Source organism: Vibrio chagasii, from assembly GCA_041879415.1.
Lineage (GTDB): Bacteria > Pseudomonadota > Gammaproteobacteria > Enterobacterales > Vibrionaceae > Vibrio.
The window spans coordinates 2,152,703-2,166,412 of sequence record CP090851.1 but is presented as its reverse complement, the minus strand read 5'-3'; the positions used below and the strand labels follow the sequence as shown (position 1 = coordinate 2,166,412).

Genomic DNA, 13,710 nt, shown 5'->3' with positions numbered 1-13,710 from the left:
AACAAATAAAAACGCCCACTTAGTCGTGGGCGTTTTTGTATACGGAGTAACTCTACTTTTTCAGACCTAGAGTACCACCAACACGTTTTGCTGCTGGTTTATTTGGTCGGTTTGACTCTTGGTGGCGATTAGTCGGCTTGCCACGTTGGTGGTCGGCATTACTACGGCTAGCGCGATTGCGATCTGAACTCTTGTTGTCTGAGTTAGAGCGCTCAGAGCGAGAATTCGATTTCCAATTCTCTGTATTGCCTTTGCTTTGGCCTTTGTTTTCACCATTTGATGAATTACGACCACGCTTTGAATTCGGCGCATGACGGAATTCATCCGCGTTATTACCACGGTAAGTACGAGTGCGATTCTCTTTTTGATTACGTCGAGCGGTAGAAGCTTGGTTCTCTTCACGACTATCAAATAGCTTAGCGTCTGTCGCCTTGCGGATACGCTGACCCTTTGCATTAATTTTAGATGCGTCTTCTGTACTTACAGAACCTTCACACATCGCTAGAATTTCTGCGATCTCTTCTTCGCTCAAGTAACGCCACTTGCCATTAGGGATACCGTCCAAAGAGATGTTCATGATACGAACACGACGTAGTTTGAAAACTTCATAGCCAAGAGCTTCACACATACGACGAATTTGGCGGTTCAGACCTTGCGTTAATGTGATTCGGAATGAGAACTTAGTTTCTTTCTCAACTTTACACGGCAACGTCACCGTATCCAGAATAGGCACACCCGCTGCCATTTTCTGTAAGAATTCACCGGTGATTGGTTTATCGACACGAACCACATACTCTTTTTCGTGGTTGTTACCAGCACGAAGAATCTTATTTACGATGTCACCGTCGTTTGTCAGGAAGATCAAGCCATCAGATGGTTTATCTAAGCGGCCAATTGGGAAGATACGCTTATGGTGACCGATGAAATCGACGATGTTTCCAGGAATATCACGTTCAGTGGTGCAGGTAATGCCTGTCGGTTTATTCAAAGCGATGTAGATAGGCTTCTCTTTCGAGCGAACTGGTTTGTTGTCGATCTCAACATCATCACCCGGCATTACTTTGGTGCCCATTTCTGGGATCTTGCCGTTAATAGTAACTCGACCTGCATCAATCAGTTTGTCGGCTTCGCGGCGTGAGCAAAAACCAGTTTCACTGATGTATTTGTTAAGGCGTTTAGCTTGGGATTCTTGTGACATGATATTCTCTTAGCGTTTCACAACGGAAATATAGGGAAACAAAAAAGCAACTACAGAGCAGTTGCTTTACGTTTGAATTCGTTAACTGACAACAATTTTAGCACTTGGTTTGAGTCTAGGCACTAAATATCGATCTTGGAGTGAAAGCTCGTTCCTGAATTTCGATGATCAGCTAGTGCGCTTTTGATGACGCTCTCTATTTTCTAGTTTCTTCTCATTGCTTTTTCTAAGCATGACATAAACAGCACCGGTACCACCGTGAAATTGCTGTGCAGAGTGTACACATTGCACATCGTTGATCTGAGTAAGCCAGTTAGTCACGTAGCTTTTCATCATCGCTGGTGGATTTGAGCGTTCTCCTTTCCCATGAACGATAATGACAGTGCGAACATCCATTCTTAAGCATTGGCGTAAAAATGACAGCACTTCGTTGCGAGCATCTTTCAGCGTCTTTCTATGGAGATCGAGTTTGGCCTGAATGGGGTACTTACCAAGGCGCAGTTTTTTGTATACGCCTTCCTGAACGCCATCTTTCTTGTAAGCAATGACGTCATCTGGCTTAACCATTGGAGAGTCATCGAGTGATAGGTAATCTTTCTCATCATCAGAGAGCCACATAGCGGCTTCACGCTTAGCAAGTTGAGACTCTGTAACGCGATGTACTTTCTGGTGTTCTGCGGTGTCATGGTCGATACGTTTAACATCGCCCATCATTTGTTGGAATAGATCTAAATCGTCATCATGAGACATAGTGTGCATCTCAAGTTGGTAAGAATAGAGTAAGTATACCTAAGTTGGGGTAGGGTTTAAAAATGAAAAAACCGGAGGAGACAAGAGAAGTCAGCTCCGGTGCAAAGCGTTTTCAAGTTTACCTATAGCAATGAGGCTTTAGGTAAATGATTTAGGCTGAGCGACTCTAGTGAGGAGATTTGTCAGTCATAACTTTGTAGATGAAGAAGCCTCCATAAAACATCATGAGACCCAGAGCCCCGAAGATTACTATCATTGAAGATAGTCCCACCGCATTACCAAATAGGAGATCTAGCCAAAAGTCCATGTGTATACCTCAAAGTTATATGACATGGGTTAGTGTATTAAGTGGCATTATCAATTCACTGATCTGGATCAATCATGTTGCATAAGTTAAATACTTGTTGGTAACTGTGTGTTTTTCGTCACGTTGGGCTTGTTGTTGTATGTCTTTTGCTCGAACGATTCAAAATCGCAATAAATATGAAAAAAAGCCCTTGCGGATAAACTCAGAATCCGTATTATACGCTCCATCGACAGGCAATGAGCCAGTTAGATATCTCGGTGAATAGCGCAGCTTGGTAGCGCATCTGGTTTGGGACCAGAGGGTCGGGGGTTCGAATCCCTCTTCACCGACCACTTATAGAAAGCCTGCTCAATGAGCAGGCTTTCGTCGTTTAGGAGCGTAGAAAATAGGATTAGAACCTAAGTGGGGTTCGTCTGATACTCAAAATAAGCTCTTCACCGACCATATTAAAGAAAGCCGTAGCAGAGATGCTACGGCTTTTTTGCATTTGGGCTTTCGTCGTTTCGGAGTGTGGGAAGGAGGGTGAGAACCAAAGTAGGCTTAGCCTGATACTCAAAATAAGCTCTTCATCGATCACATTAGAAACAGCCGCAGCACTCTTTGTAATAGAAAGGGCTACGGCTTTTTTGTATTTGGGCTTTTTGCGTTCTAGCTGCTTTGGCTGTTTATGGTTTAGAGCAGAGAGTTAGGCCTATTGGACGAACTCATTAGTCGCGACGTTATTCTTCACCCAGATCAAAGCTTGTAAACGATTCTTCACCTTGATCTTTTTAAATGTATTGTGAAGGTGCGCCTTAACGGTATTCTCACTTACATAAAGCGTGTCCGCAATTTGCGTGTTAGATGCGCCATCACCGAGTAGTTTGATGATCTGCTGTTCGCGTTTAGTGAGCTTGAGGTAATAAGGGCTGGTTTTCGCGCACTGCCTCTCTCTATAGAAGCTAATGTATTGGTAAATGAGTTTTCTGCTCATCCACATTTCGCCCTGTAAGATACAGTTAAATCCTGTCACTAGCTTATCAAGCGTGTCAGAGGCATAAAAAATACCAACGAGATACTGCCATTTGAGCATTTCAGAGTGAGGGAAGTCGCTGGGCGTATTGAGCAATACTTCATGAACATCACTCTCGATATCATCTCTAAGCTCTTGATATTTTTCAGTGTACTGTTTACTCATTGTAGGGTAATCAATAATCACCAAATCTAGGTTAGGAGCTTGTAATGACTTAGTCGACAGCCTCTCTGGTGACACTAGTTTTATGTCTAAATTTACCTTTTGTTCTATAGATTCTTTGAGCAGCGTTGATTGCAAATTGTTCTCTGCTATTAAAATGGCTTGATGAACTCCCGGACTAGCCATGTGTAAACTCCTTTTACTGATCACCGCGTACTTATTAGACTTTAAAGTTTATAGCACGGACTAGTATTCCGCTAATCTGACCATCAAATATTTGAATTATTTTAAGCCTAATTAATAGAACACGTGAAGGTATATTCTATTCTTAACTGGAAGTGTATGTTTACTCTTAGTTTGTTTTTACTGTTTTGTGATTTTACAGGATTTAGAAATGTTCCATGCTTCGCTGTCGGTATGATTCTCTAATGTTGCAGGGAATTGGTCTAAGCCTAATATTAAAGTTGTCTTACCGTTATTAACTTTCTGATTATACTCTGAATTGGTATGTGTTTTTAACGTCAATGAGAACGGAGAGTCGTTCTCAATTTTCAATATGATATCTTGCTTTTTTATTGAACACTCAATCGTGTCCAACGTGTTAGCGTAGGTATTTAAATGTGTTAGGTAAAATAAAGCGGCGATGAACGCCGCTTTGTCATATATAAAATATGTCATATTAATTTTGGTAGATAAGACCAACGTTTCCGTTTGCACCGTTACCTAACACAGCGGCATTGTCGAAAGACGTTTGCTCAATCATGATTTGGTTCATGTCACTGTTCGTCAAGTCAACGGTTGCGTTTGAATACGAACCAGTTTGTAACGTAAATAGACGGTTATCGTTACTGTTCATTAGGTCGATATCTACGTCGTTTCTATCACCACCACCAACATCGGTATTAACGATAGTTTCTACGTAGTTTCCATCACCCCAGATATCGATAGCCACATCGTTTCTATCAACACTGCCGTTGCTGAATTCAGTGTACGTGGTGTTTGAATTACCGTTGATATATACATCAGCTTCGTTGCGGTCAGCACCACCTTTTGCTTTTACAACCGAAATATTATCGTCACCCATTTGAGTGACTCGTAGATCATTATTTCGACCCGAGCCTTTCACTTTTACTCTAGCTTGGTTACTTAAACCGTCTTGATCGATAAGCGCGTTATTTCTTTTATAACGTAATTTCACATGAGCCTCATTGAGGTTACCGTCTTGCTTCACTACCACATCTGAATGTTTACTGTTGTGAGTATCAACAAGTGCGATATGACCGTCAGTGATACCTGACGTGTTTTGCTCAATCAATACGTTAGCATGGTCACCATCACCCATTTGCCAAATTGCGGTGTTATCCATCGCTAAAGGCTCAATAGCGGCTGCTTTGTTTGAGATTCTCAAGTCAGTAACACCCTCTTTTACACCCATTCCTGGTACAGGAGCAGAGTCTGGAAGTGGATCTGCGTGAGCTGCATTAAAACCAATAATGGCACCGACTATAATTCCGATTTTTGTAAGTTTCATAGGTTGTATCCTTATACATTTCCATGTCGACTATGTGCCACTTCACATGAAGTGACTTTGAATCAAGCTGTCCATACTGCGCGCTAATTTGCTTGATTGATGTAGATCCTCATTGAGCTCGATGCATTGACGATCGCAAAGTCGTGCCCGTCTTGAGAAATCCCTAAGTTGTCCCCTCCTGAGCCAGCCATAAACGCCACATTGTTATTACCTTTTTGGTCAATGCTTAATTGGCTACCTTGTCCAGAGAAGTTCGCTTGTCCTATTACCGCCAAATTATGGTTTCCATCTTGGGAAATTAACGCTTCGCTGTTCCCGCCGATCTGCCCAATTGCAGCGGTATTATTGGATCCGTCTTGATTTATGTATGCGACATTATTCCGTCCCACTTGGTTAATACTCGCAGAATTAGAGTGTCCGCTTTGTTTTATCTTCGCTCTATTATTTGCTTTTATTCCAGGACTGTATTGAATAATGGCAGAACTTGAATCAGAGCTGTTTGTTATATCTATTTCTGAGTAGTTATCTAAATCTCCAGAAGAGATGTTATATAAATCGCTGTAGTCATTAATAATGTCCTGATCTACATTATGTAAAAAGTCCCCTTCAACACCAGAGGCTGCAGCAATATTTAAACTACCTATTGATAAATATAAAAAAGTTAAGCTGGCAAGTGATGCTGTCCTACTTATCATTATCTTTACCTTAAAGTGTCTGATGCTCGTGTATCCAACTAAATAATATATTCCGTGTTGAACGCCGTGTAACTCACTAGCATGACGAAATATTAGGTTCACAGGTGAATATCATCTATAAACTTAAAGGTGAAAATATTTAATTGCATATGATAAATTTAATTAGTAATTGGCTTTTTTATCTCTCCATTAGTTAATTAAATCCTCTTGGAAATTAATCCAAAAGTTTATATATGCCACTGGGAGCATGAATTAGGCTTTAATTGTGTTTCGATGAATCACATTCTCATTTTGTAAACGGACTTTGAATGGGAGCCCTTATGAAAATCAAGCTGCTTACAATTGCTCTATTGTCTTGTGTTGTTAACGCAGGCGAAAAGAGCCATGGTCTTGAAAATGGCGCTCCTTTGGAAAATGGAACAAAACTTGAGGATTCGACAAATAACCTAAAGGAACAGTTTAACGACTTTAGTGAAGTGAATGGAATCATAGTGGATAGAACAATCACACGCTTAGGTGATGATTTCTACTTCTTCTTCTCACAATCACTCAATGAGAGTTATCCCGACCTAAAGGAAAATTTGACGGTAAAAGAGAGGCCAACAGCTTTATCAGGAAGCATCATAGAGGTTCAACACTCTAGAAAACCGATCTTCCGTACAGCGTTGTCTCCCGGTCGTAGACAAGCAAAAGAACGAGCCGCTGATGCAACACGAGTTGTAGGGAATTACATCATTAGATGGCAAGCGGAAAGGCTCTTTCAGGATACTTACGACCTAGACCATGATGAATTTTAAGGAGCCAAGGATGTCGATACTTTTCAGAAAGGCAGCGCTTATTGCGTTGTTAGCTTCCCCTTCGATTTACGCGAGCGAATTAGTTTATACGCCCGTAAACCCAAGTTTCGGTGGAAACGCTTTAAACAGTTCTCATTTATTTAACCACGCTAACGCGATCAATGATTACGAAGATCCAAGTGCTAGGGATATTTTCGATGAACAAGAATCCGCACTAGATCGTTTAGCGTCCAGCTTAGAATCTCGCTTGATTAGCCAATTGCTTGCTGACGTAGGCAACGGCAATACTGGGCAACTAGAAACGGAAGATTTCTTCCTTAACATCGTTGATGACTCAGGGACGTTATTGGTTCAAATCGTCGACAAAGCGACTGGTGAGTCAACTGAAATCAGCGTATCGGGATTAAATCCAGACCTCTAATCACAAGGATTGTGTTATGAAATCGATTATTATCGTCTTTCTAACCTTCGTGTTAGGGGGATGCACTTACTCTATGCAAATTCCAGAGACTTCTGAAACGCCTAAGCTGATGCCGAGAGGATCGACTTACACCGATCTCATCTCATTACCTCAACCTCGCGGTAAGATATTAGTCTCAGTCTATGACTTTAGAGACCAAACGGGGCAATACAAACCTCAGCCAAACAGTAACTTTTCGACGGCTGTACCGCAGGGCGGTACATCACTACTCACGACAGCATTGATTGATTCACAATGGTTTGTCCCTCTAGAACGTGAAGGGCTACAGAACTTATTGACTGAACGTAAGATCATTCGTGCAGCTCAGAAAAAAGACAAAGTCGTAAATAATCATGGTGCGGATTTGTCATCTTTGAGTTCCGCTAACATTGTTATAGAGGGCGGGATTGTGGCTTATGACTCAAATATTGTTACCGGAGGGGCTGGCGCCAAGTATCTAGGTATTGGTGGTTCCGGGCAATACAGAACGGATCAAGTTACGGTGAATTTGAGAGCTGTCGATGTTCGAACTGGGCAAGTTCTTTTGAGTGTCACGACGACTAAAACCATTTCCTCCCATGAAATCGGCTTCGGTGCATTTCGCTTTGTTGACTATAAAGAGTTGTTAGAAGTTGAGATGGGCTACAGCCAAAATGAACCAGTGAATATTGCCGTAATGTCAGCGATAGATGCGGCAGTGATTCATTTAATCGTTAAAGGAATGAAACGTGGTATGTGGTCGCCTGGTGACCCTAATGCGATGCAAAACCCAATCATTGCTCGTTATTCTGAAGCGAGTACTGACATACTTTAAACAACCGAGTAAGCAGCAAAATAGGGCTATGCGGAAAATGGATCTTACCCGTAGCCCTGTTTTTTTATCTGTTACTAAGCTGATTTATTTGACGTCACAAGTAATGTCTTTGATCGGTGTTTCTGAGGTAACAAAACAAACATAAGCTTCTGCTGGGTTATTTGGGCCAATTCGAATGTAACCCGCTTTCACCTCGTCTTCATTAAACGAAGCTGAACTAGAGTTTCCAGTTTGGTTATCGTAAAAGCTGGCTTCAAAATTCCCATTCATTTGGCTGGCGATGCGGTTTCTCGTTGTTGATGTTGTGAATGTTACCGTCGCACATCGCATTGGCGGCTTCTCTGTTATTAGAAATTGCCCACTTTCTTTATCTATCACGCCACCCTTTGTATCTGGCTGAATGTCGATAGCTTGAAATTGTTCTACTGTACAAGTTTCTTTGGCAGACACTACTGTAGGCATAAGGACGGCAAAGGCTAGAGGAAAAGCGAAAAGTACTGGTTTCATTAGAACAACACCATTTATAAAAAGAGCGAAAGATGATAGCACCACTATAGCGTTGCTAAATGTAAAATGTCTGTTATTAAGGAAACGCTTTTATAATGAAAAAGTCATGGCATCAAAAATAACTAATGATCTTCAAACTGACACTGTGCTTTTTGGCTCTGTGATTGTTGGTCAACTGTGAAGCCTTTCTTTTCTAGCAGTTCTAACAGGTTACCTTCTCCTATCAGGTGTAAAGTGCCGACGACTAACAAGTAGTTTCCTTTCGTGTCGAGTTTCCAGTCATTGGCAGATAGTTTGTTTGCCCAGTCAACGTTGCGATCCGTTAGGAATGCTTTCTCAAGCTCGGCTGGCATTTCAGACAACTCGGCAAAGTCTTCTAGTTTGGACTCATCGCCCGCTTTCCAGCTTTCAATAAGGCAATGCACGACACGGTCCGTTTGGTCAAACTCTTCAAGGCTAGTCAACAACCACTCTTTACCCGAATCTTTTTGTCCTGCGATTAGGTCAATTTGAAATTGTAGAGGCTCTAAGCTGATAACTGGAACGTCTTGTATGGTTGCCTTATAGGCTAATGTTGCGTCTACACCGCCCGCCGAGCCATAGCCAAGATTCTTTAATTGCTGCATTTGTATCGATAGAGATGTCGCCCAAGGTGGAGAGCTCAAGAGTTGCTGAGTCGGCATACCCAAAGATTTTGAAATGCTTCTCAGCAACTGCTTTTGTTCTGCGCTGAGCACATCGGCAGTGGTAACTGTTGTAGCCGGGTATACGACACCTTCGGATTTCCTGATATCCGTTTCGATGATTAGGCCATCGCTCTCTTTTAATGTGTCGGTAATCTGCGTGGGAAGTGGATACATGCTTTCATCCCCAACGTGTACAGAACCTAAAATCGTTAAGGTCAGATCATCTTTTTTGGCTTGCCAATACAGAGGTTCTGCTGAAGCGTGCTTAGTCGTAAAGGTAAGAGCGAGTAACGTTAAGTATAAGAATGTGCGCATGAGAGCTCCTAGAGGAAGACGTAACTCGTTAAAAATGATTTTGACGGAGTTTTTTAACGGTTTTTTTTGAGAACAATGTCACGTTGTTTATACGAAAAGTATAACAATACGCTGAAACTCTAAATCCTTTCTGGCTATCAATGACACGATTTTATGAAATCGGTAAAAAAGATTGTGATTCATTTCTCAAATTTTACGTCAAAATTAAAATGACGGAAGTGCCGTTGATTCTAACTTAATGATTTTAATATAAATAATATTATCAAGATTTTTGAGATTTGAAGCCGATCACTTTATTTACTCGATTTAATTCACGGTAAAAAATAAGCCCATATAGTTTATCTAACTTTCGAAGCGCTCCATTTTGCTTCTTACTCAATTTTTAATTTATGGGTGAATACGATGTTGAAGAGAAACTTACTATCTGTAGCGGTATTGGCTGGCCTAACGGGTTGTGCAGTAACACAAGCACCAGAACAAAAAGTAGTGAATGCACTGGCTGACAATCTTGATGTTCAGTACGAAATTCTGACTAACCACGGTGCGAATGAAGGCTTAGCCTGTCAGGACCTAGGTGCTGAATGGGCGTCATGTAACAAAGTAAACATGACACTAACTAATAAAGGCGAAGCGATTGATTCTAAAGATTGGAGCATCTACTTCCACAGTATTCGTCTTATCCTAGATGTTGATAATGAGCAATTTAAGATCACTCGTGTTACTGGTGACCTTCACAAGCTAGAACCTACTGAAAAATTCGACGGCTTTGCGGCTGGTGAAGAAGTGGTTCTTCCGTTAACGAGTGAATACTGGCAACTGTTTGAAACTGACTTTATGCCAGGTGCATTCGTGACGGCGCCAAACGCAGAACCTAAGATGATTGCATCACTGAATACAGAAGATGTTGCATCGTTCGTAACTGGTCTAGAGGGTAATAACCTTAAGCGTACGCCTGATGACAATAACGTAATGGCAACAGCGGTGACGCGTTTTGAAAAGAATGCTGATCTAGCAACTCAAGATGTATCAACAACGCTATTGCCAACACCAATGTCGGTAGAAGCGGGTGAAGGTTCAGTGAGTATTGCTGGTGGTATTGCTTTACCAAAAGACGCATTCGACGCTGAACAGTTCGCAGCAATTGAAGAACGTGCAGATGTGGTAAACGTAGATGTGAGTGGTGACCTTCCTGTAAGTGTTGCCGTTGTTCCTACTCAGTTTACGGGTGATTTAGCAAAATCTGGCGCTTATGAACTAAGCATCTCGGAAGAGGGGATTGCGATTAAAGCGTTTGATAAAACGGGTGCTTTCTACGCAGTTCAGTCTATTTTTGGCCTAATAGATAGTCAGAACGCTGAATTATTACCACAACTGTCAATTAAAGATGCACCGCGCTTTGATTACCGTGGTGTGATGGTGGACGTTGCTCGAAACTTCCACTCAAAAGATGCCATCCTAGCAACGCTAGATCAAATGGCGGCATACAAGATGAATAAACTGCACCTTCACTTAACGGATGATGAAGGCTGGCGTTTAGAAATCCCAGGTTTACCAGAGCTAACGGATGTAGGGTCTAATCGTTGTTTTGATTTGGATGAACAAAGCTGCTTACTGCCTCAGCTAGGTTCTGGTCCAACAACAGACAACTTTGGCTCTGGTTTCTTTAGTAAAGCGGATTACGTCGAGATCCTAAGCTACGCTAAAGCGCGCAGCATCGAAGTTATCCCTGAAATTGATATGCCAGCACACGCTCGTTCAGCTGTGGTATCAATGGAAGCGCGTTACACTCGCCTAATGGCGGAAGGCAAAGAAGCAGAAGCGAACGAATACCGCTTGATGGATCCACAAGATACATCGAACGTAACCACGGTTCAGTTCTACGATAAGCAAAGCTTCATTAACCCATGTATGGAGTCATCAACTCACTTCGTAGATAAAGTAATCTCTGAAGTGGCGGCAATGCACCAAGAAGCGGGCGTTCCGCTAACGACTTGGCACTTCGGCGGCGATGAAGCGAAAAACATCAAGTTAGGTGCAGGTCTACAAGACATCAATGCGGAAGATAAAGTGGCTTGGAAAGGCAACATCGATTTGTCTAAGCAGGATAAGCCATTCCAACAGTCTCCACAGTGTCAGTCGTTGATTGCTAATGGTACCGTGAGTGATTTTGGTCACCTACCAGGTTACTTCGCTAAAGAAGTATCAAAGATTGTTGCAGATAAAGGCATTCCACACTTCCAAGCGTGGCAAGATGGTCTGAAGTACGTTGAAGAAGGTGAAGCTGGTTTCGCGACTGAAACTACTCGCGTGAACTTCTGGGACGTTCTTTACTGGGGCGGTACTTCATCTGTATACGACTGGTCAGCAAAAGGTTATGACGTAATTGTTTCTAACCCAGACTACGTATACATGGATATGCCATACGAAGTTGACGCAGCAGAGCGCGGCTACTACTGGGCAACACGTGCAACCGATACTCGTAAGATGTTTGGCTTCGCACCAGAAAACATGCCACAAAACGCTGAAACATCATTAGACCGTGACGGCAATGGCTTCTCTGGTAAAGGCGAAATTGAAGCGAAACCTTTCTACGGTTTGTCTGCACAACTTTGGTCTGAAACAGTACGTACTGACGAGCAATATGAATACATGGTGTTCCCTCGCGTACTAGCGGCTGCAGAGCGCGCATGGCACAGAGCAGATTGGGAAAATGACTACAAGGTTGGCGTTGAATACTCTCAAGAAACTAACTTAGTGAATAAGCAAGCGCTAAACAGCGACTTCAATCGCTTCGCGAATATCGTAGGTCAACGTGAGCTGGCTAAGCTAGAAAAGGCAGGCATTGACTACCGACTACCAGTACCGGGTGCGAAGGTTGTTGACGGTAAGCTAGCGATGAACGTTCAATTCCCAGGTGTAGAGCTTCAATACTCTGCTGATGGCGAAAACTGGCTAACGTATGATGAGCAGCAACGTCCATCGGTTTCTGGTGAAACCTATATCCGTTCTATCTCTGAAAGTGGTGAGAAAGTAAGTCGAGTGACCTCAGTTAAATAATCGATAAGCACTACTAGTGAAAGGGCTCCCGAACTTTATCTTGTTCAAGATAAAACGGGAGCTCTTTTTGTTTGCTGCGAATTAGGTGCATATCCAAAACAGAAACATATAGAAATCTTGTTTGTTTATATCATCAACAATGCACATAAGGTGACTTTAATCCCAAAAGTGACGAGCCTCTCATTATTCTCTTCAAAAAATAAGTCCCCAATAAAAAACTCTAAATCAGATGTGATTCAACTATCTAAATCTAATTTTTCTTCGTGAAATAATGTGATCCCGATCTGTTTGTTTTCTGTTCTTTAGCTTTTTATCAATTTTTATATTTTTAAGTTATTGATTTTGTTGTGTTAAATATCTTGTCTTTTTTTGATAGTGAGAAGGATCACTCTGTTGGTTCTTTTATTTTGAAACGCAAATTAATTCGAGCAACATAGATTTCATGCCAGGGAGGCTACCAATTACTCAAGCGGTGAAGGTGAATGATGTACCGAAGATATGCCGCTGAAAAAATCAAACTAAGGCAGTTTACTATGAAAAAAATTATCGCTCTAAGTGCTCTTTCTCTTGCTTTCGCTTCTAGTGCTTTTGCTGGTTCTTCTTACGTAACAGGTAACATCCAAATTCACGACGATGGCCGTATCCACGGTTCTGACATGACTTCTACGCTAGAAGCCGGCCACACGTTTGATAACTCTCTAGGCGGCTTCACGGTTTACTCTGAGTTTGACGGTATCCAACTGGGTAAGCTTGAAACTGAAAACGGCGGTGTGGGTAATACTACTCCTGGTATTACTGTAGGTGGTGAGCAATCTTTCAACATCACTGACAATCTATGGGTTGCTGCTGGTTACCAACACCTATTCTCTGCAGGCGAGAGCATCCAGTTCCGTCCATTAGTTAAGATCGGCTACAACTTCGATAACGGTATCTCTATCAGCAACCGTACTCGTGCACACATCGATGATACTTCTGCTAATGCAGATACTGACTACCGTATGGATAACCGCATTGCATACACAGTGAACGAAGACCTAGCACTTAGCTACAACAACGTTTACATGATCGAAGCTGAAGCGATGGACCACGAGTTACGTGCAACATGGACTCGTCAAGGCGTACAGCCTTACTTCGAGTTCCGTAGCCAAGCTAACGGTGTAGATTTCGCAAATGGTGATTCTAAGCAGAACAACGCATTCGTATTCGGTGCTTCTTACGGCTTCTAAGCTGATTTACTTAGTGGCTTAGTCAACGAGGCTATTCGCTAAATAATCTTTGCCTAAGCACTTCCTTCGTGAATGAGCGAGGGGATTGAGCGGCACTAACAGCCCGGTTGGTGTCGCGACAAGATTTGCTTTACTGTCCAAAAGCAAAGAGCCTAGTAAGTAAACCACTGTCTTGGGTTTACTTAATACTAGG

Annotated in this window: 13 protein-coding genes and 1 tRNA gene; 6 read left to right on the top strand and 8 right to left on the bottom strand. The window is 42.2% G+C overall.

Going from position 1 to position 13,710, the window contains the following annotated elements; all coding sequences use genetic code 11:
- Positions 1-52 precede the first annotated feature (52 nt).
- The 3 genes from rluF to L0991_09730 all read right to left on the bottom strand — a co-directional run bounded on the left by rluF (position 53) and on the right by L0991_09730 (position 2,255).
- On the bottom strand, positions 53-1,198 hold the full coding sequence (gene rluF, locus L0991_09740) for a 23S rRNA pseudouridine(2604) synthase RluF (protein ID XGB61721.1): 1,146 nt from the start codon (positions 1,196-1,198) through the stop codon (positions 53-55).
- Between the two features lie 168 nt (positions 1,199-1,366).
- The gene (gene smrA, locus L0991_09735; protein XGB61720.1) at positions 1,367-1,948 is read right to left on the bottom strand and encodes a DNA endonuclease SmrA; all 582 of its coding nucleotides are present in this window, start codon (positions 1,946-1,948) and stop codon (positions 1,367-1,369) included.
- A gap of 166 nt (positions 1,949-2,114) precedes the next feature.
- Positions 2,115-2,255 carry a DUF3149 domain-containing protein gene (locus L0991_09730; GenBank protein XGB61719.1) on the bottom strand — a complete coding sequence of 47 codons (141 nt, stop codon included), beginning with the start codon at positions 2,253-2,255 and terminating at the stop codon, positions 2,115-2,117.
- A 255-nt stretch (positions 2,256-2,510) separates the two neighbouring features.
- Here L0991_09730 and L0991_09725 point away from each other — a divergent pair.
- Positions 2,511-2,587 (top strand) — tRNA-Pro (locus L0991_09725).
- 359 nt (positions 2,588-2,946) lie between these two features.
- On the opposite strand, the gene L0991_09720 is transcribed toward L0991_09725, so the two are convergent.
- The 3 genes from L0991_09720 to L0991_09710 all read right to left on the bottom strand — a co-directional run bounded on the left by L0991_09720 (position 2,947) and on the right by L0991_09710 (position 5,655).
- Positions 2,947-3,615 (bottom strand): LuxR C-terminal-related transcriptional regulator, encoded by a 669-nt coding sequence (locus tag L0991_09720; protein ID XGB61718.1) that lies wholly within the window; start codon positions 3,613-3,615, stop codon positions 2,947-2,949.
- Between the two features lie 493 nt (positions 3,616-4,108).
- Positions 4,109-4,960 carry a curlin gene (locus tag L0991_09715; GenBank protein ID XGB61717.1) on the bottom strand — a complete coding sequence of 284 codons (852 nt, stop codon included), beginning with the start codon at positions 4,958-4,960 and terminating at the stop codon, positions 4,109-4,111.
- A gap of 83 nt (positions 4,961-5,043) precedes the next feature.
- A complete protein-coding gene (locus L0991_09710; protein XGB61716.1) occupies positions 5,044-5,655 on the bottom strand; it encodes a curlin subunit CsgB in 612 nt (203 codons plus the stop codon).
- 320 nt (positions 5,656-5,975) lie between these two features.
- Between L0991_09710 and L0991_09705 the strand changes: the two genes are divergently transcribed.
- The 3 genes from L0991_09705 to L0991_09695 are packed head-to-tail and all read left to right on the top strand — an operon-like array spanning position 5,976 to position 7,726.
- Entirely contained in the window at positions 5,976-6,452 is a 477-nt protein-coding gene (locus tag L0991_09705) for a curli production assembly/transport protein CsgE (protein ID XGB61715.1), read from the top strand.
- 10 nt (positions 6,453-6,462) lie between these two features.
- Positions 6,463-6,873, top strand: coding sequence for a curli production assembly protein CsgF (locus tag L0991_09700; protein XGB61714.1), 411 nt, complete (start codon positions 6,463-6,465; stop codon positions 6,871-6,873).
- 16 nt (positions 6,874-6,889) lie between these two features.
- Positions 6,890-7,726 carry a curli production assembly/transport protein CsgG gene (locus L0991_09695; protein XGB61713.1) on the top strand — a complete coding sequence of 279 codons (837 nt, stop codon included), beginning with the start codon at positions 6,890-6,892 and terminating at the stop codon, positions 7,724-7,726.
- A gap of 84 nt (positions 7,727-7,810) precedes the next feature.
- On the opposite strand, the gene L0991_09690 is transcribed toward L0991_09695, so the two are convergent.
- On the bottom strand, positions 7,811-8,233 hold the full coding sequence (locus tag L0991_09690) for a hypothetical protein (protein XGB61712.1): 423 nt from the start codon (positions 8,231-8,233) through the stop codon (positions 7,811-7,813).
- A gap of 122 nt (positions 8,234-8,355) precedes the next feature.
- Positions 8,356-9,234: a TraB/GumN family protein gene (locus L0991_09685; protein XGB61711.1), complete on the bottom strand. Its 879-nt coding sequence runs from the start codon at positions 9,232-9,234 to the stop codon at positions 8,356-8,358.
- Between the two features lie 402 nt (positions 9,235-9,636).
- On the opposite strand from L0991_09685, the gene L0991_09680 reads away from it, so the two are divergent.
- Positions 9,637-12,291 (top strand): carbohydate-binding domain-containing protein, encoded by a 2,655-nt coding sequence (locus L0991_09680; GenBank protein ID XGB61710.1) that lies wholly within the window; start codon positions 9,637-9,639, stop codon positions 12,289-12,291.
- Between the two features lie 533 nt (positions 12,292-12,824).
- A complete protein-coding gene (locus L0991_09675; GenBank protein ID XGB61709.1) occupies positions 12,825-13,517 on the top strand; it encodes a porin in 693 nt (230 codons plus the stop codon).
- Positions 13,518-13,710: the final 193 nt, after the last annotated feature.